General features: G+C 42.7%; 16 protein-coding genes. 8 read left to right on the forward strand and 8 right to left on the reverse strand.

The genetic code is table 11. The features are described from left to right. The first annotated feature begins 28 nt into the window (after positions 1-28). Both DK187_RS05065 and DK187_RS05070 read left to right on the forward strand, forming a co-directional pair. Positions 29-1081 carry an ABC transporter permease gene (locus tag DK187_RS05065; protein ID WP_111606257.1) on the forward strand — a complete coding sequence of 351 codons (1053 nt, stop codon included), beginning with the start codon at positions 29-31 and terminating at the stop codon, positions 1079-1081. A 101-nt stretch (positions 1082-1182) separates the two neighbouring features. Beyond that, positions 1183-2133: a D-ribose ABC transporter substrate-binding protein gene (locus DK187_RS05070; protein ID WP_111606258.1), complete on the forward strand. Its 951-nt coding sequence runs from the start codon at positions 1183-1185 to the stop codon at positions 2131-2133. 67 nt (positions 2134-2200) lie between these two features. Here DK187_RS05070 and DK187_RS05075 read toward each other — a convergent pair whose 3' ends face one another. Genes DK187_RS05075 through DK187_RS05105 form a run of 7 tightly spaced genes read right to left on the reverse strand, consistent with a single transcriptional unit; the run spans position 2201 to position 9262 of the window. Further along, positions 2201-2959, reverse strand: coding sequence for a DeoR/GlpR family DNA-binding transcription regulator (locus DK187_RS05075; protein ID WP_111606259.1), 759 nt, complete (start codon positions 2957-2959; stop codon positions 2201-2203). A 30-nt stretch (positions 2960-2989) separates the two neighbouring features. Continuing rightward, on the reverse strand, positions 2990-4258 hold the full coding sequence (locus DK187_RS05080) for a TRAP transporter large permease (protein ID WP_111606260.1): 1269 nt from the start codon (positions 4256-4258) through the stop codon (positions 2990-2992). A 2-nt stretch (positions 4259-4260) separates the two neighbouring features. Next, on the reverse strand, positions 4261-4779 hold the full coding sequence (locus tag DK187_RS05085; RefSeq protein ID WP_111606261.1) for a TRAP transporter small permease: 519 nt from the start codon (positions 4777-4779) through the stop codon (positions 4261-4263). Positions 4780-4833: 54 nt separating this feature from the next. Next, entirely contained in the window at positions 4834-5814 is a 981-nt protein-coding gene (locus DK187_RS05090; protein WP_111606262.1) for a DctP family TRAP transporter solute-binding subunit, read from the reverse strand. A gap of 57 nt (positions 5815-5871) precedes the next feature. Next, complete coding sequence (locus DK187_RS05095; protein WP_111606263.1) at positions 5872-6708, reverse strand: phosphogluconate dehydrogenase C-terminal domain-containing protein; 837 nt, start codon at positions 6706-6708, stop codon at positions 5872-5874. A 13-nt stretch (positions 6709-6721) separates the two neighbouring features. Continuing rightward, positions 6722-7948 (reverse strand): ribulose-bisphosphate carboxylase large subunit family protein, encoded by a 1227-nt coding sequence (locus tag DK187_RS05100; RefSeq protein ID WP_111606264.1) that lies wholly within the window; start codon positions 7946-7948, stop codon positions 6722-6724. Then, on the reverse strand, positions 7949-9262 hold the full coding sequence (locus DK187_RS05105; RefSeq protein ID WP_111606265.1) for a four-carbon acid sugar kinase family protein: 1314 nt from the start codon (positions 9260-9262) through the stop codon (positions 7949-7951). A gap of 523 nt (positions 9263-9785) precedes the next feature. Between DK187_RS05105 and DK187_RS05110 the strand changes: the two genes are divergently transcribed. The 6 genes from DK187_RS05110 to DK187_RS05135 all read left to right on the forward strand — a co-directional run bounded on the left by DK187_RS05110 (position 9786) and on the right by DK187_RS05135 (position 16729). Beyond that, on the forward strand, positions 9786-10532 hold the full coding sequence (locus DK187_RS05110) for a helix-turn-helix domain-containing protein (RefSeq protein WP_111606266.1): 747 nt from the start codon (positions 9786-9788) through the stop codon (positions 10530-10532). Positions 10533-10666: 134 nt separating this feature from the next. After that, the gene (locus DK187_RS05115) at positions 10667-11650 is read left to right on the forward strand and encodes an iron-siderophore ABC transporter substrate-binding protein (RefSeq protein WP_111606371.1); all 984 of its coding nucleotides are present in this window, start codon (positions 10667-10669) and stop codon (positions 11648-11650) included. Next, positions 11647-12672, forward strand: coding sequence for a FecCD family ABC transporter permease (locus DK187_RS05120; protein ID WP_111606267.1), 1026 nt, complete (start codon positions 11647-11649; stop codon positions 12670-12672). The genes DK187_RS05115 and DK187_RS05120 overlap by 4 nt, the downstream gene beginning before the upstream one ends. Beyond that, positions 12669-13715, forward strand: coding sequence for a FecCD family ABC transporter permease (locus tag DK187_RS05125; protein WP_111606268.1), 1047 nt, complete (start codon positions 12669-12671; stop codon positions 13713-13715). Before DK187_RS05120 ends, DK187_RS05125 begins: the two co-directional genes overlap by 4 nt. Beyond that, entirely contained in the window at positions 13712-14518 is an 807-nt protein-coding gene (locus tag DK187_RS05130) for an ABC transporter ATP-binding protein (protein ID WP_111606269.1), read from the forward strand. The genes DK187_RS05125 and DK187_RS05130 overlap by 4 nt, the downstream gene beginning before the upstream one ends. Before the next feature lie 108 nt (positions 14519-14626). Then, positions 14627-16729 (forward strand): TonB-dependent siderophore receptor, encoded by a 2103-nt coding sequence (locus tag DK187_RS05135; protein ID WP_111606270.1) that lies wholly within the window; start codon positions 14627-14629, stop codon positions 16727-16729. A gap of 82 nt (positions 16730-16811) precedes the next feature. On the opposite strand, the gene mdoH is transcribed toward DK187_RS05135, so the two are convergent. After that, positions 16812-18965, reverse strand: coding sequence for a glucans biosynthesis glucosyltransferase MdoH (mdoH, locus tag DK187_RS05140; RefSeq protein WP_111606271.1), 2154 nt, complete (start codon positions 18963-18965; stop codon positions 16812-16814). Position 18966: the final 1 nt, after the last annotated feature.

The raw sequence follows: 18966 nt of genomic DNA on the forward strand, positions 1-18966 counted from the left end.
GAAAATAAGAATAATTTGGAGTACAACCATGTCTACGACAACTCAAAATAAACTGGCGACCCGTTCGCGCGATCAATCAAAGAAATTAGACATTGGCCGCTTATTACTTGAAGGTAGAGCTTTTTTTGCCTTGATAGCGATCATTATTTTTTTCTCATTCATGTCGCCTTACTACTTTACTTTGAATAACTTTCTCATCATGTCTTCACATGTCGCTATCTTTGGATTGTTGGCACTTGGCATGTTGTTAGTCATATTAAATGGTGGCATAGACTTATCTGTAGGCTCGACTCTTGGTTTGTGTGGTGTATTCGCAGGATATTTAATGCAAGGCGTCAACATCGAAATACTAGGGCTTACTTTTTATCCCTCGCTATGGGTTGTGGTCGTTTTAACCTGCGTGTTGGGAGCCGCTGTTGGCAGTGTCAATGGCATACTCATCGCATATTTCAAAGTACCCGCCTTTGTCGCCACGCTTGGCACCATGTATGTTGCACGAGGCATCGCCCTACTGATCACGAACGGGCTGACATACAACAAACTTGATGGTAAGGCGGAGCTAGGTAACACAGGATTTGAATGGCTAGGTTTTAATCGCTTAGCAGGTATCCCTATCAGCGTTATCGTATTGATCATCGTCGCTCTTTTGTGTGGCTTAGTACTAAGTCGTACTGCTTTTGGCCGTTGGTTATACGCTTCTGGCGGTAATGAAAGCGCTGCAAACCTGTCTGGCGTTCCAGTCATTCGAGTAAAAGTACTTGTCTACGTTATTTCAGGCATATGCGCCGCTCTTGCCGGTATTGTGCTTGCTTCTCAATTAACCTCCGCAAGCCCAACAGCTGGAACCACCTACGAATTAACAGCCATTGCAGCTGTAGTAATAGGTGGCGCAGCACTAACAGGAGGGCGAGGCACGGTTCGCGGAACCATTCTTGGCGCATTAGTGATCGGCTACCTTTCGGATGGCCTGGTCATCATTGGCGTCTCTGCTTATTGGCAAACCGTATTCACAGGCACTGTTATCGTCTTAGCAGTATTACTCAACAGCTTGCAATACAGATCAGCGGGAAAAAGCCGCTAGAAGATTTTGTGTCTGCTCACTTTTTAGAAGTACGGTTAGCAGACACAAACAACTCGCCGAATGTCGGCAAACTCTTAAAATAATAAATCGGAGTATTTCATATGTTCAACATGACAAAACGTTTATTGATAGCGTCCGCCACAAGCTTAAGCCTTATGGCAAGCAGCGCATGGGCCGATGGATTAATCACAATTATAGTTAATAACCCCTCTAACCCTTATTGGTTTACTGAAGGCCAAGTCGCTAAAAAAACAGCCGAAGATATGGGCTACGAAGCAAACGTATCCGCTCATAAAGGAGATACCAATACAGAGAGTAAACTCATAGATACAGCTATCACCAACAAGGCGAAAGCCATTATATTAGACCCAGCTAACGCTGATGGCTCCATTGGAGCTGTTCGTAAAGCGGTGGCAGCTGGCATTCCAGTCATCATTATTAACGCTGAAATAAACCAAAGCGGTCTTGCAAAAGCGCAACTGGTATCCAACAACGCACAAGGCGCCGCGATGGGGGCAATGCAGTGGGTTGAAAGCGTAGGAGACTCGGGCGATTATGTTGAACTATTTGGTGCGCCAAGCGACAACAATGCACAAACTCGTTCAAATGGTTTCGAGACCGTTCTATCTCAATACCCAGACTTGAAAAAAGTCGCAAGCGAAGTTGCCAACTGGGATCGTACTCAAGGCTACACTAAAATGCAGTCCATTCTTCAAGCAAACCCTAATATAAAAGGTGTTATCAGTGGTAATGATGACATGGCGCTGGGTGCTATCGCAGCACTTAAAGAAGCTGGCAAACTGGATCAAGTAAAAGTTGGTGGGTTTGATGGCTCTCCTGACGCAGCAGAAGCCATTTTAAAAGGAGAAATGGAGTACACAGTACTTCAACCAGTTGCCACATTTGCCGCTGAAGCCATCCGACAAGCAGACAACTACATTAAAAATGGCAGCACAGGCGTTGATGCTGAAAAACAATTGTTTGATTGTTATTTAATTACATCTGAAAACATTAAATACTACACTTCAGCTTTTATGTTATCTGAATATTAAACGCAGATAAGAAAATCCCCAAGGATAAGATTGAAACACTTCCTTGGGGCTGCTTTATAAGATAAAGCTACATGAAATGTAGCTTTACATTTAGATATTTCAGTTTCTCTCTTATATCTTTTTCAAGTCCGTCATCGGTATAAATCTCTGAAAACTGCTCTAACTCAGCCACTTTAAACAAAGAAAAACTATCATATTTACTGCTATCAACGACTAAAATGCTTTCCTCCGCACATCCTATCATGTCAATTTTAAGTGCTGTTTTTGCTTCCTTAGGCGTAGTAACGCCGTGTTCAAAACTCCAAAAATTACTGCTTATAAAAGCGATATCAGTATGTATAGACTGCAGCAACCTCCTAGCATGTTCTCCTACACAAGACTGACTCGCATTATCTATTTCTCCGCCAAACATAGTTACCTCAATCTGTTTGAATTCACTTAAAAAAAGTGCAATTCTAAGATCAGGAGTAATAACCCTAAGTGGAAGGTGAGTAATATTTTTCGCAATCTCCATTGTCGTTGTACCTGCATCCAAAATAATAGAGCTTCCAGACTCTACTCTTCCTGCCGCCGCTTTTGATATCCTCTCTTTCTCAGCTTTGAACAATTGATTTTTTTCTTGCACAGAAAGCTGAGTTGCAACAAAACTATTCAGCGTTACTCCACCGTGAGTTCTCCTAACAACACCCTGGTTTTCTAAATCGATCAAATCTCTTCTTATCGTTGCAGGGGAAACATTTAGGGCACGAACAAGTTCTTCAACAGTCGTTAAATTGGTATCTTTCAGGTAATCTACTATATCTTTATAGCGATACTTTTTTTTCATCAACTTGGGTCACCCTAGTTAAGTAAATAATCACGAATTCACCCAAAATAGTGTAATCGAAGGGAATATTGTAATGGCAACAAGGCAACAGAGCAAAGTAACCAGAGGTACTAATGTCGCAAATATAACTTTTTCCACTTGTATTTCAGCAACCTGACTTGCTGCAAATAAGGTAACTCCAAGCGGAGGAGTAAACATACCAATTGCTAAATTGACCACCATAACAACGCCAAAATGAACAGGGTCTATACCATAGATCACAGCAATAGGGGCAAGTATGGGAGCAAGTAGCAATATAGAAGCCGACGTTTCAACAAACATCCCCACAACTAGAAGTAACAAATTAACCGCTAAAAAAAATTGTAACTTAGTGGAAAAATTATCTGTTGCAAACGCTGACAGTAACTGAGGTAAATCTGATCGGCTTACCAGAAAGCTCAATAGCGAAGCCGCAGCAATGATTAACATTACTGAAGATGTTGATACCACGGATCCTTTTAGGATTTTGGGTATATCTTTTAATGCAATTTCTTTGTAAACAAACACACCAAGAATTAAACCATATACTACAGCCACAGCAGACGCTTCTGTAGGAGTAAAAATACCACCATAAATACCTCCAAGAATCATAGTAGGCATCAACAATGCCAATAAGGCATCTTTTGATGATGCAAGCAAACTCTGTTGATCATTTGCATCATTTTTACCATGTCCCGTCACAATACACCAAATAATCACCATGATAATCAATGCTATACCCATAAGCAGTCCTGGACCGATTGCTGCAAGAAAAAGCTTTCCTATGGAAGTATTAGTACTAACGCCATACATAATCAATGGAACGGATGGAGGAATCACAATACCCAAATTAGCAGACGATGCCTGAATCGCTGTTGCCATAGGTTTAGGATAACCATGTGCTATCATTGCTGGAAGTAAGATTGCTCCTACCGCATACGCCGTAGCAACACTTGACCCAGATACCGCAGCAAAAATCATACTAGTAATCACACAAGAAATAGCAAGACCGCCTTGGAGGTTACCTACTAAAGATTTTGCAAAAGTAACCAAACGCTTTGAAACGCCCCCTTGCCCCATAATATTTCCAGCTAAAATAAACAAAGGAACAGCCATTAATGGGAAACTATCTAGACCAATAAACATTCGCTGTGGAATGATTATTAATGGTAAATTACTGAAGAAATAAAGACCTATTGCTGACGCAATAACAATAGCAACAGCAATAGGTACAGACAATGAAATAAATGAAAGTAATAGCGAAACAATGGCTGTTGGCATGACTACACCTCTGCGGTTTTAGTTATTTTAAGATCGTCAGATTTGGATTTATTCTCGACATTTAATATATGCCATTCAAGTAAGGAGGGAATGCTTAAAACAGCACCAATGGGAATACTGATATAAAGCCAAAATGCAGATATATTTAACATAGCGACATTTTGATTTTTTACTCTTACAGCAATATCCCAGCCATACCATATCAATACACCAAAAAAAATCAGTACGATAATAGTTACTGCTCTCTTTACCCATAGACCAAATATATCTGGTAGCACTTCAACAAAAAAAGTAATACTTATCATGCTTCCACGACTAAAAACACAACCCATGGAAATATAAACCATCCACACCATCATAACTCTAGCCGAAATTTCAGACCAAGCTGATGGAGCACCAAAAACAAATCGCGTGATGACTTGATAAAACACCAATAAAGCCATAAGCCCCATAAGAACCGCAGAAACATTTAAAGCAGAATTATTAAGGAATCGACTAAATTTAATAATGAATTTTGCCATTTTCGTATCCTCAAACTAGAAGGCTGATATTTAAAAACCAGCCTTCTTAAGCTATTATTTCATACTTTTTATTTCAGCTAGCTTCTCAGTAAATTCCAACTCTTTTGCGATCTTATTACGTACATCCTCAGTTGCTTTTACAAAAGGCGCTATATCCACTTTATGTATAGTCATACCTTTTTGAGTCAACTGATCAGAGGCTTCATTTTCAAGTTTCTCGCGTGACTGACGCATCACTTTGGCGGCAACATCAGCCGCTTGCTGAACCCACTTTTGCTCATTCGAATTAAGCCCATCCCAATACCCCTGAGACATAGCAATCACAGCTGGACTATATAGGTGCTGAGTCATAGAAGCTTGCTTTTGAACTTCATAAAGCTTTGAGGTTACAGCAAGATTGATCGGATTTTCTTGCCCATCAATGGTTCCTTGTTGAAGCGCAGTGAACACTTCCGTCCAAGACATTGGGATTGGGGAAGCACCTAACGCGTTAAATGTCGCCAGATGAACCCAGTTTTCCATCGTTCTAATCTTTTTACTTTTAAGATCTTCAGGCTTCAAGATCGGGTCGCCATTATAGGTAAGCTGACGAAATCCATTTTCTCCCCAAGCCAAACCTTTAATCTGATGCTCTGTCATTCCGTTAAGAATATCCTTCCCTATATGGCTGTCTAATACACGATGCGCATGATCATAACTTTCGAATACATAAGGAAAATCAAATAGATAAACATCTTTATCAAAGTTTCCTAAAGGCCCCGTTGAAGAAATAGTCATTTCAATAATACCTAACTGCAAACTCTCAACCACTTCACGCTCACCACCCAAAGCACCCGCAGGTTTCAAATCAACTTCAATTTTATGGTCACTTAGCTTTTCCAGTTCTGATTTAAAAGCATTACCAGCTGCACCATATTGTGAATCCATAGTTTGGGTAAAAGCGAGGTTAATAGTTTTAGCCTCTAAAGCCAACGGAGAAAGTGCGAGAGTAGTTAAAGCAGCACATTGAATTATTTTTGTCTTTATTATATTCATTGGGGTTTCCTTTAATTTATGTTATTGCTTATGATCATTTTATAAGTTGAAATTCACTTAAGTGATTAATTGAATACTGTGAGCAAGTTCATCTTTATTGAAGACTTTCTTCCAATCTGGATAGAGCAACTTACTCAAACCATTATCGATTGCTTTATTACAAGCATCAGAAAATTGACCATCAATCTCATCAAAAATAACCGCTGACAGAATGTTCATATGACCTAAAAGAAAATCACGAGCACAGTCATACGGAACACCACCATCAACCACTTCATCCATAGCTTGACGCATTGCAGTCAACAATGTTGCGCAAACAGTTTCAGACAAACCTGGCTCTAACATTGCCATTTGATGCAAAGTAACACGATACGAATTTTTGATCGGTGCATAGATAGTCTTTGCAATATTTTCCCCAAGCTCCCAAGCAGAATCAGGACCTTGCAGTAAAGTTGAAACAACACTTTGTTTTGCATGTAAACCACCAAAGTGGTCATTTAAAGCATCTTGATTAAGTTCTTTATTAAAAATGACGGGGTGACAAGGATGAGTCACAAAGTACACAAGATCATCACGCTTAGGAAGATGGCCAGCAAATGGTGCAGCTGCATCAAGAACCACAACCATAGTTCCCGGTTTCAAATGCTCACAAACCTGACTACTAATTTTACCAATAAGAGTATCTGGAACGGCTAAAATAACCGCATCAGAAGCTTCTAAAGCCGAATTTTGCTGATCAGGACCAATCGCATCAATATTAAGCTGCTCTTTTAGGTTCTTACGACCTTGCTCGCTTATTTCAACGTGATTGACCTTATAATTTGAATTTTGCAGGTTTTTAGACAAACGCATGCCCATTTTTCCGCCAGCACCGATTAACGATATAGTTGTCATACTTACTCCACTTTTATTGTTTTGCTTTATGAGAAAAATACGATAATGCCTGAGATAACTCAGGATGAGTCACGGCATAATCATGTATATTTTGATCTAAGATACAGGAGTCCCAAGCTTGTCTAATGGCTTTTACTCCACCCTGGGCACCCAATGGGTGACCATGTATACCACCACCGCCGAGATACATTAGTTTTGTAGATTTACCTGTTCTGTTGTAGGTTTCTGGCACCTGACCACCCCACTGACCGGAGCAAAAAACAGGTAAAGTTGCAGATAAATGTCCAAGAGGTTGAGTCATTGCATAATAAGCCTCCATCACGGAATCATTACTTTGCCAATACTTCCCATCAATACCATTAATTTGGAGATGATCAATTCCTAATAGACGCCAAACTTTTTGCCAAACATTGAAAGAAATCCCCCAATCGCTGCGCTCATTAAAAGCCAAGCCATTAGTATGAGCATGCAAAATAACGTCACTAAACTTATTAATTGAATCTAAACCGCAAATACCTATTTGATTGACATTTATAACTGCAGCATCGCCGCCTTTGCTTTTCAAATACTCATGATTACGTTCAATTTCGCCAATATCTGAATGACAAATGTTAAATGCATAAATAACTTTCTTACCGCTTTTCTGCTGCCAATCATCAATAACAGGCATAATAGCGTCGATGCGATCTTTTACATGAGAGTACGGCGGACTTTGTAGTTTCTCATCGTCTTTGATGAAATCAATGTCAGCAGCCGCCAATTGTGTAACCAGATTGGCACTATCTGCTGGTGTGATACCAATATTCGGTTTTAATATCCCACCGATAACTGGTCCTTCTGACATTCCCAATTTTCGGTAAGTGCCTTCTATACCAAATTTTGGACCTTGAAATTGAGTAATAAACTGATCGGTAAATTGAATGTCTTCTATTTTCAAACGCTCAATCACCTTAATAGAAGAGACACCACCACAAGCAATAGTGAAAATAGCAGACAAGTCATATCCGCATAAATCAATAGGATAAGAGATAACCACACGGCCACAATATTGCTTTATTGATGAAAAAAATTTTTCTTCTACAGAAATAATTTCAGCCGAAAAACATCCTACATTACCACTTGAAATATCTGGAATTTTCGTAAAAGTTCCCGTTGTTTGATCATTACAAATTTTCTCAGCAACTTGAGCTAAACTGATGAAACTATAAATTAAGTACGTAACCTCAAATCTATCCATCATTTACTCTCCACCTGAGCATAACCTAACAAAGAAACCTTCAGATCCCATCTGCCCACCTTTAAGAGCTATCTCTAACCCATCTATATCATTGTCTTGAGCATGAGCTCGGCATAGAGGAACACCTGGACAAAGTGGCGCAACAAATGTCAAAGCATCTAAGTTTAAACTTTGTATACAGTAACCTGAGGTATCACCACCAGCGACAGCAAGCCGCTCAATAAGACCAGTCTTTGTAACAGCTAAAGCAATAGCTCCAAGGAAACTACCAAGCATTTCGTCAAAATGTAGATCTCCGTCTTGAAAAGAGATCATTGAGCCGCTTTTCTGAGGACCCAAAGCGGAATACACCAAAGGCGATTTATTGCTACTAAGCAAATCAATACAGGTTTGAACGATCTCATCTAAATATTGAGACCTGCTTTCAAATATCAATAATCTGGCGATATCAAGTTCAACGGGAATGAAACCATGGCTCAACGCATAATCAATTTGACTACTTGTAACAGAAGAACAACTACCGGATAGTGCCAAAATCCTAGACTTAGGCGTGATATTGATATTCTCGACAAGTTTATTTTGGCTATAAACGGCATCTTCGAAGCCAGATGAAGAAACAGAAAAGTGCAGACCCTCTTGGCAATGCTCATTAATCAGCGCCCCAACTTTGGACTGAGAGGAATGATCAACAGAATCAAAGATAACCACTTTATTCTCAGCAATAAATTGCTGTAATTTAGTCGCCGCAGAGTCGTCTGAGTACATATTCAAATTAACTGAGGCGCAATCAACCTCACCCAACTGATGCATATGCTTAACTAGATTCGCTTCTGTCATTGGTGTTGCTGGATGGCTACTCATCACAGGGTGCCGGTCTATGCGATAAGTCTCCCCTTTTAAATCAGCAAACAACTCACCAAAGCACACGTAGCGTTTAATTTTTGGAGTGCCCACTACTATGGATGTCCAGCTGGGCGACAAAACGTCAATTCCGATTTGAGTAGCTACGGCTAAGTTGCCTTTATGAAGGTTAGAATCGAACGTTGAACAGACTTTATAATGTATATATTTAGGACCGAAAGAATTTAGAAACTGATATACTTTCGGTAATTCAGCTTTCATCCACACCGGATCTTTGCTTCGACTTATCCCTGCTACTCCTATACAGGAATAATCAGAAAAGCTAATCGCATTGTTTTTCTCTGGCATACGAAGCAATAGAATCGTTTTCTTACCACGTAAACTTAGACTTTCAAGCACATCAGTGGAGCCTGTAAAGTCGTCACCATAAAATGCTAATTCCACCGCTGAGTTCAAAACCAATTCCTTCTTATTGTTTTTATAAATTATTACTCTACTGGCATACATGCAGCTTAACTACATCATCACCTTAGAAGCAAAATAATCAATAAAAAAACAAAAATCAATCATTTTTTTGATTATTTGAAATCAAAAAAAGATAAAAAAACAAAAAATGATTGAAAAAAATCAAAATATTGAAAAATAAACCAAATTATCCCCACAGATAGACCCAAGCAACTATTGCGCCCAATAAAAACCTTATAAAAATGAGTACTAACCCACCTAAAATGCAGAAAAACTTGTTTTTCGTTTCATTTTTTTGGTATTTGAGCGAGAAGTCGATAGCAAAATATCGGATCTGATACCCAACATTTCGGCAATACAGGCAACCATAGGCTTACGTTAAAATGATGTCATGGCGTTCTTTCAAGGCAACGTTATGGTATAAATTACGCTAGAGATATCCCTAGTTGTTAGTTACTCTATTGTGCTAACAATTTGTCATCCATGGTGTGGTTTAAGCAGTGAAAGTTGAACAATGAAATCGACGATTAAACTTGCGTCGTTGGCGCCAAATGATGAGTTATCGCCCTTTATCGAAAGCTACTGGATGATCAAAAATCCAACGAATAAGGACGAGGAGCTTGTCACCTTTCCTGACGGGGGGATCGATTTATACTTTTTTCACAGCGAGCAGTATCCGCTCCATGTTTCTTTGGTAGGGCTGGAAACCCATTCGCAAAAAGGGTACATGCCAGCCAACTCCGTCCTCTTTGGGGTTCGACTAAAACTTCTCGCCGCAGAATATTTGTTGCATAGGCCGGTAGCGGACATAATCAATGATCGCGTTACTCTAGCAAACGGTTTTGCGGGCATAGAAATCAATGATCTACTAGAGTTCCCTCTTTTTTGTGACAAACTAAGCCAATATTTTACAGCGCAGATGACAACACCAACGGACCCGCGCAAAAAAATCATGTCTGAATTAATTTATCAATCTAAGGGCGACATATCAGTAGCCGATATCGCCTCAGCGGCAAATTGGAGCAGTCGTCAAATGAATCGCTATTTCAATAAATGGCTTGGTCTGCCGCTGAAGAGCTACTGTGATATTTTGCGGTTTCGTAGCAGTTTCGAATTTTTAGAAGTGGGTCAGCTGTTTCCTGAAAATGGCTTCAACGACCAATCGCATTTTATTAAGCTAGTCAAAAAATACTCTAGCCTCACGCCTAAGCAAATAGCCCAAGACAAAAACGACCGATTTGTACAATTATCCTCTAAATAATCCCTCTATCATTGATCGCTGCATAAAATGATTAGCTTCTAACGCTCCCGTTGTCGCGACATCAAAGCCTTGTTTTACAATCAAATACATCCCATTGCACCCAATAGTGAACCCATTGAATGTTTGGTGAAAAAATGAATTTAGTATCAATTATCATTATTACCATTACCTTTATCTTTTCTAGTGTCTCTTTAGCACAAGAAGAGTCTCAGTTTCCCATCACCATTCAGCATGCTTTTGGCTCATCGATTATTAAACAACAACCTAAACGTGTTGCCACTGTCGCTTGGGCAAACCATGAAGTGCCATTAGCGTTAGGAATCGTGCCCGTTGGTTTCGCTGCGGCCAAGTTTGGCGACGATGATGGTGATGGCGTGTTGCCTTGGGTCGCCGCTAGACTGAGAGAGTTAAACGCCAAAACGCCGGTCTTATTTGATGAAGGAGACGGGATCGATTTTGAAGCGGTAGCCGCCACACAGCCAGACGTTATTTTAGCGGCCTACTCTGGTCTGAGCCAATCAGACTACGACACCCTCAGCATGATAGCGCCTGTCGTTGCTTTTCAAGACGCGCCTTGGTCAACAAACTGGCGCAGTATGATTCGCATTAACAGTGCCGGTCTAGGAATGAAAAAAGAAGGCGACGCACTGATCAAGAAGATTGAAACAGACATTGCCGAACAAGTGGCGCGCTATCCCGAACTACATGATAAATCTGCCATGTTTATTACCCACCTTGATCCCACCGATTTAAGCGTCATACGTTTTTACAGTACCCATGACGCACGCGTGAGTTTTTTTGATGATCTAGGTCTGCACTCTCCTGATAGTGTCAAAAAAATAAGCCGCAATGGGCAATATTCTGGTGAAAGCAGCATTGAACAAATAGACGAATTTAATGATGTTGATATTTTTGTCACCTACGGCAATGACAATCTACTAACACCGCTGAACGCGAATCCCCTTATGTCAAAAATGCGCGCCATTAAAAACGGCGCCATTGTTATGCTTGGCAACAGTCCGCTGGCGACCGCCGCTAACCCAACACCCTTATCGATATCTTGGGTGCTCAATGACTACATAAGCGCGCTCGCGGCGGCCGCACGAAAATCACAATGAATAAACATCATACGATCAACTCAGACGCGCTATTCCGACGAAATATCTTTGCTCTGGTTGTCGCAGCAGCCGTATTAGCAGCCTTATGTTTTCTTTCGATTGCCATTGGCACCAGAGACGTGTCTTGGCAAGAGATAGTTGGGGCTCTGCAAGGCAAGATGGACACCATGGGGGAAGCCTCGGTGACCATGCGCATTCCTCGAACTGTGTTAGCCGTATTAGCTGGCAGCGCCTTAGGCCTATCAGGTGCGATTATGCAAAGCGTTACCCGTAATCCTTTAGCTGACCCAGGTATTTTGGGCGTCAATATAGGGGCGGCGTTTTTTGTGGTCATTGGGCTTGCATGGTTCGGCATCGATCAACTCAACAGCTATATCTGGCTGGCTATTCTAGGCGCTGGAAGCACCGCACTCTTTGTCTATCTCATAAGTTCATTAGGCCGAGGAAAATCGACACCACTGAAGTATGCACTGGCGGGAGCCGCCACCTCTGTCGCTCTATCGTCTTTTACCATGGCGGTGATTTTACCAAGAAATGACATCGCCGGTGGCGCACAATCATGGCAAATCGGTGGCGTTGGCGGTGCCACGTTTGACAGCATACAGCTCATACTGCCGTTTCTGCTCGTGGGCTATTTCATGAGTGCCATAGTGGCAAGAAAACTCAATGTCTTAGCACTAGGTGAAGATATCGCCGCAGGCTTGGGAGAAAAAGTAGTCTGGACTCGATCTATGGCTTGGCTGTCGGCGGTTGTTCTGTGCGGTGCCACCACCGCTATCTGCGGCCCTATAGGCTTTGTTGGCTTGGTTATTCCCCACTTATGTAGACTGTTGGTAGGCGTTGATAATCGTTGGTTGTTGGTGTTTTCAGCGTTGGGCGGAGCCAGCTTGTTATTAATCGCCGATGTTCTTGGCCGCATTATATCCAGACCCAGTGAATTATCAGTTGGTGTGGTGACCGCCTTTGTTGGCGCGCCCTTTTTCATCTGGATTGTGCGGCGCCAACGGGTGAAAGAACTATGACAAATCGCCTAGACCACACTGTTCATCGAGTTAGAACAGGACGCCAACGACGATCAAAACAGTGGACAACCATTGTTACCATCTTGTGTGTTTTGGCCATGGCTGTGTTTATGATCACGCTAAGTATCGGTCAATCCGTTACGCCACCGAGTCAGGTTTTGCGGGTACTACTGGGAGAAACGGTACCGGGTGCCTCTTTTACCGTTGGTCACCTTCGCTTACCGCGTGCCGTCATTTCCATGCTGGTTGGCATGAGTTTTGGCATGGCTGGCGTCGCGTTTCAAATTATGCTGAGAAACCCACTTGCTAGTCCAGACATTATCGGAGTCAGCTCTGGTGCTTCTGCCGCGGCTGTTTTTGCCATTATTATGCTCAATATGAGCGGCAGCAGCGTGGCCTTTTTCGCCATTTTCACCGGCCTATTAGTCGCACTTGTCGTATACGCTTTAGCATTCCGCCATGGAGGTGTCACAGGAACACGGCTTATTTTGGTTGGTATCGGTGTCTCCGCCATGATTGAAAGCGTTATTGTGTATTTGCTCTCCCAAGCTCAATCCTGGGATAGGCAAGAAGCCATGCGCTGGTTAACAGGCAGCGTCAACTCAGCGCAATTGGATCAAGCTTATCCATTACTGGTTTCTTTATGCATTTTTGGTGGACTGCTATTGAGCCGCGCACGGGAACTGGACGCTTTACGAATGGGCGATGATACCGCCCAAGCGCTTGGGGTTCGCACTGGCATGACACGCATAACCGTCATGGTGGCCGCCGTTGGACTCATCGCCGTCAGTGTCGCCATCACCGGGCCGATTGCTTTTGTCGCCTTTTTGTCCGGGCCTATTGCCATGCGCCTCATCAAAAATAATGGCTCTCTGATTATTCCAGCCGGTCTGGTTGGCGCCTGCCTCGTCATGGTGGGCGACTATATTGGACAGTTTCTTCTACCGAGTCGTTATCCTGTTGGCGTCATTACCGGAGCTTTAGGCGCGCCCTATCTTATTTATCTGATTATTCGCGTGAATCAAAAAGGGAGCGCGCTATGACACAAAAACATCAACTGGTTGTGGACTCTCTGTCAGCAGGTTACGGCGATAAAACCATTCTAGAAGACATAACGCTAAAGATTGCCCCCGGCCAAATCACCTCGATCATTGGTGCCAATGCCTGCGGAAAATCCACTTTGCTGCGCACCATGTCACGCTTACTGACGCCCAGCAAAGGTCAGGTATTACTAGACGGAAAATCCATACACAAAAGCCCAACGCGACAATTGGCACAGACACTTGGTCTGTTGCCACAATCGCCTACCGCGCCAGAAGGCATTACGGTGGGCGATCTGGTAAGCCGAGGACGCTATCCGCACCAGAGACTCATGTCGCGCTGGAATAAAGCGGATGATGAAGCTGTCGCCAAGGCGCTCGAAACCACCCAAACCACGGAGCTACTGGAGAAAGATGTTGATGAACTCTCTGGCGGACAAAGACAACGCGTATGGATCGCCATGGCGTTGGCACAAGAAACTGAGATTTTACTGCTTGATGAACCCACGACGTTTTTAGATGTGGCTCATCAGATTGAGGTATTAGACCTGCTCGTTGATTTAAACAAAAGTCGAGGCACAACCATTGTTCTGGTCTTACATGATCTCAACCTCGCGGCCCGATATTCAGACCAGCTTATTGCCATGCAACAAGGGCGCGTCTTTACCTATGGCACAGCAACACAGGTCATCACTGAAGCCACCGTTCAGACGGTATTTGGCTTGAATAACCAGATTGTGTCCGACCCTATTTCGGGTTCACCGATGGTCTTACCCATTGGGCGACACAAGAACACCACACTTTAATAAGCTTTAAGTCATTGGAGCAGTCTTATTAAATGTTTTAATTAATAATCATTAACAACAGCATTTTTAAATAGATTCATGTAATAATTCATTAGAGGAACCCAAAAAATGAAGAAAAAAAGCACTCTTTCGTTAACCTTAAAGCCGCACCACTACGCCACCACGGCGCTTTTCTGCTGCTCAATCATGACACCTATGATGGCAAATGCAGAAACAGAAGAGACAAAAGAAAGCGAAACCTTTCGGCTTTCTCCTATTCTCGTCAATGATTACGTAGAAGTAGACAATGATGCCGAATCAGTGGTCGCCAAAGAATTGTGGGTAGGCGGCAAAGTGGCCACCAGCATTCAAGATACACCGGCTTCTGTTTCCGTCATTACTGAAAAAGAAATCACCGAACGCAACGCCAGCACCACAGAAGAAGTCCTTGAATACACACCAGGCACATTAACCGGCTACTACAGTACAGATGATCGAAATGATTATTTCCAGATTCGTGGCTTTGATGCCACCACCTACCGCGATGGATTGACTCTTGGATCACTGCGTGACATTCGAGAAGACGCTTACGCCTTTGAGCGTGTCGAAGTCATCCGCGGTGCAAACTCCACTCTGTTCGGTCCCGCTGAGCCCGGTGGCTCCATTAACTTTGTCAGCAAACGCCCTAAATTTGAAGAATTCGGTAACGCGTATGTGACTTATGGTTCCAACGACCACAAAGAAGTTGGGGTCGACACAGGTGATACACTGGATGCCGACAAAACCCTTGCTTACCGCTTTACCAGCAAAATCAAAGACAGTGATCGTGAATACGATTATTCAAAAGATGACTCACAGCTTTTGATGGGGGGACTCACTTGGGAACCTACCGATGACACCAGCGCTACCCTCATTGTCGACTACCTGAAAACAGATGCCACCCCCAATAGCGGCGGCTACCCATTTGATCGAGAATACAGCCGTAGTGATTTTTTTGGTGAACCGGACTTCAACTACCATGATGTCGAACGAACCAATATCAGTGCTCAAATAACTCATAACCTCAATAACAGTGTCAAAATCAGAGGAAACTTTAGATATAGAGACTCAACAGATTATGCTGGTTATACCTATATTTCTGACAATGATAGCAGAACAGGCACCACAGTAGACCGCGCCTATATTACATCAGAAAAAGAAAACCAACAGTTCAATGGCAACCTCGTTGCGCAATACGATTTAAGCAAAGGCCGTATTGACAGCAGCACTTTAGTTGGAGTCGAGTATCAAGACTCTACATCTAATTCAGTAAGCGCTTATGGAGCTGCGAATAGCATTGATATTACAAACGTTGTATATAGCGGCACTCCAAATAATCTTAACATTTACAGTAATACTGATACAAAAACTCTTACAAGGGGTGTTTTCTTACAACAAAACTTTGCACTGGATGATAAGTACATTGTGACGCTAGGCGTTCGTAATGACGATATAGAACTCACTGAAGTCAATTATCTAACCAATACAACCACACGTAATGATTTTTCAGAAAACTCTTTCCGTTCGGCCTTCACGTACAAATTTAACGACGAAGTTTCCGCTTATATTAGCCAGGTTGAATCGGTTTCCCCACCGTCTTCTGGAACAGAAATTGTGCGTGGCGAACAACTGGAAGTGGGTGCAAAATATTCACCAAACAATATGAACGCCCTCTTTTCTGTTGCTGTGTATGATCTTACGAAAAACAATGTTGACACTTCTGTGGTTCAGGATAATGGCACTATTGAACGTGAAATCATTGGCGAAAACCGCACAAAGGGAGTTGATCTGGAAGTAAAAGCCGAATTAACAGACAGCCTAAGCATCACTGGCGGCTATTCCTATATGGATTCAAAAGTCGTAGAAGATGATAACTACCAAGGCAATGAAATTAAAATAGCGCCACATCATACGGCCTCTGTATGGAGTCACTATACGCTACCAAGGCAAGACATGACGGTTGGCTTTGGAACTCGATATATCGGTTCTTATTATTTTAATGAGGCAAACTCCAAAAAAAGCGAGGCGGCGATTCTTTTTGATGCGTCCTACGGCTATGACTTAACACAACAGACTACGCTGTCACTGAACATAAGCAACCTTCTAGACAAACAGTATGTTGTTGGTTCAGGGACCGCAAACTATTACAACCCAGGTCGTAATATTAGCCTTAAATTGGACCACAGCTGGTAATTAAAAAAACCGTCTTCACATAACCTATTGGGCCAGAATAACGGTTATTCTGGCCCAATATCTGTTCAAAGCACGCGTCTAACTAAACCCCTATCAAAGCTTCACCAAGTTCACTAACACGCTCATTTTTAGGCAAATATTTCTGCATGACACTCATCAATTCACGGTGTTCCAAAATCGCGAGACACTCTTTTTCATTGAGATGATCCAGCAGGTTTTGAATATCGTCACTGTTGAGAATTTGCCACTCAGCACAAATCCACGCACGACAAAACTCTTTATTAGGCTGGTCCTTTCGCATTTGCGCTAGATGCCAATAGAAAAGCGTTGAATCGGACACTAAGCGTTTAAGAGAGGACAAAGAAGCATCAAACGATAGAGTTTTTTGTTCAACACTGTGTCTGTGCTGCATCGCAACGATCGGATGAGGTCTTTTCTCTTCAGGCGCACGCATCAGCCCCAAGTAACGAATCACATTACCGCGTTTAGCACCACCACTGAGCCATGACAACGGAATAGACAGAATCAGACCAAAGCTAATCGGCAACGACCAGTAAAAAAGCTCTCGACTTAAAAACAAAGCCCCAGCAGCCAATACAAATCCTAAAACCGTGTGACTAAAATGAGCGCGAGCCACCACTTTCCATGATGTGGCACCATCATCACGAGATTGAGGTTTCCAACCGCTGTCACGCCCTTTAAATACATCGTACACAACCTGAAACTGAGACAGCATCAAAATTGGCGCATACAAAGCCGATAGAAGGGTTTCAACTAAAGTGCTTAATGTCAGTAATATCGGCCCACCAAATTGCATACAGCGGCGAATGTTCAGCATCGCCGCCAACCAGCCATAGACTTTTGGAGCCAATACCAACGCCATCGACAAGATAAACAAAGAACGTGCTTTTTCAAAATCAAACACAGGCCAAGTAGGAAACAAGGATGGATTAGCAAAATACTCAGGGCGAACAAAATACGCTTGTACCGCCAAGGCAAAACCCACAACGATCAACATTAACCAAAACATAGCACTGAGATAAGACATGATGCCAGACATCAAATGCAAGCGAGTCGCAAAATGAAAACCTTTGGCAAACACAAACGCCTTATGCTGCAAGTTACCTTGACACCAACGACGATCACGAACAATCACATCCACCAGCGATGGCGGTGCTTCTTCATAAGAGGCTTTTAAGTCAGTATCAAAACGCACACCCCAACCGGCACGACGTAACAATGCGGCTTCCATAAAGTCATGACTCATAACATGACCACCAAAAGGCGCCTTCCCCTCTAACATAGGCAAACCACAAGCGTCAGCAAAGGCTTTGGTTCGAATAATGGCATTATGCCCCCAGAAGTTAGAAGAATAACCATGCCATGCGGCTAAGCCAGAAGCGTATATCGGACCAAAGCAATGGTTAGCAAATTGCTGAATACGGCTGTAAAGCGTATTGGCACGAATAATCGTCGGCAAGGTTTGAATTAACCCCAAACCAGGCTCTGCCGCCATCCTACGCGTGAGAGAAATCAAACATTCCGCCCCCATCAGACTGTCGGCATCTAACACAATCATGCACTCATAATCGCCACCATAACTCGTCACCCACTCAGCTATGTTACCGGCTTTGCGTTCAGCGTTTTTGTAGCGACGACGGTAATAAATTGGACAAGCTTGACCCTCTTCATTTAACAAGGGATAAAAAGCTTGTTCCTCCGCAATCCATGCATCGGCTTTATTAGTGTCACTTAAAATGAAAAAGGCAAATTTACCCGGTGCATGGGCCAGCAAATCTTCTCGCATGGCTTGAATATTCGCGCGAATACGCAAAGGGTCTTCGTTATAAACAGGCAATAAAATCGCTGTCACACCCTCGACATCTTGCTCTTTACGTCGACGCGAAAATGGCCACAACTGAAACAATAAACCCAGTGTTGCTTGTGAAAAAGCAAAAGAAATCCAAGTAAAGTTAATACAGAATAAAACCAGAAATGCCCACTGCAAACCAGCAATGGCATTGGTATTCAGTACGTCATACATTTCGGTTGCGCCATACCAAGACAGACCCACAGTCCCCAGTAGAACAAACAGACGCGAAAAAAATGTTGTTAACGCAAAGTTTTGTAGCCTTTTTTTACGTGCTTGAGACGCTTCATTAACCGCATGGCGCGGCATATCCAAAGGCGATGTTTTCGGTAGTGCTAACTGCAAAGTGCTATCCTTCAATAACATG

This window comes from Marinomonas arctica (assembly GCF_003259225.1).
Taxonomy (GTDB): Bacteria; Pseudomonadota; Gammaproteobacteria; order Pseudomonadales; family Marinomonadaceae; genus Marinomonas; species Marinomonas arctica.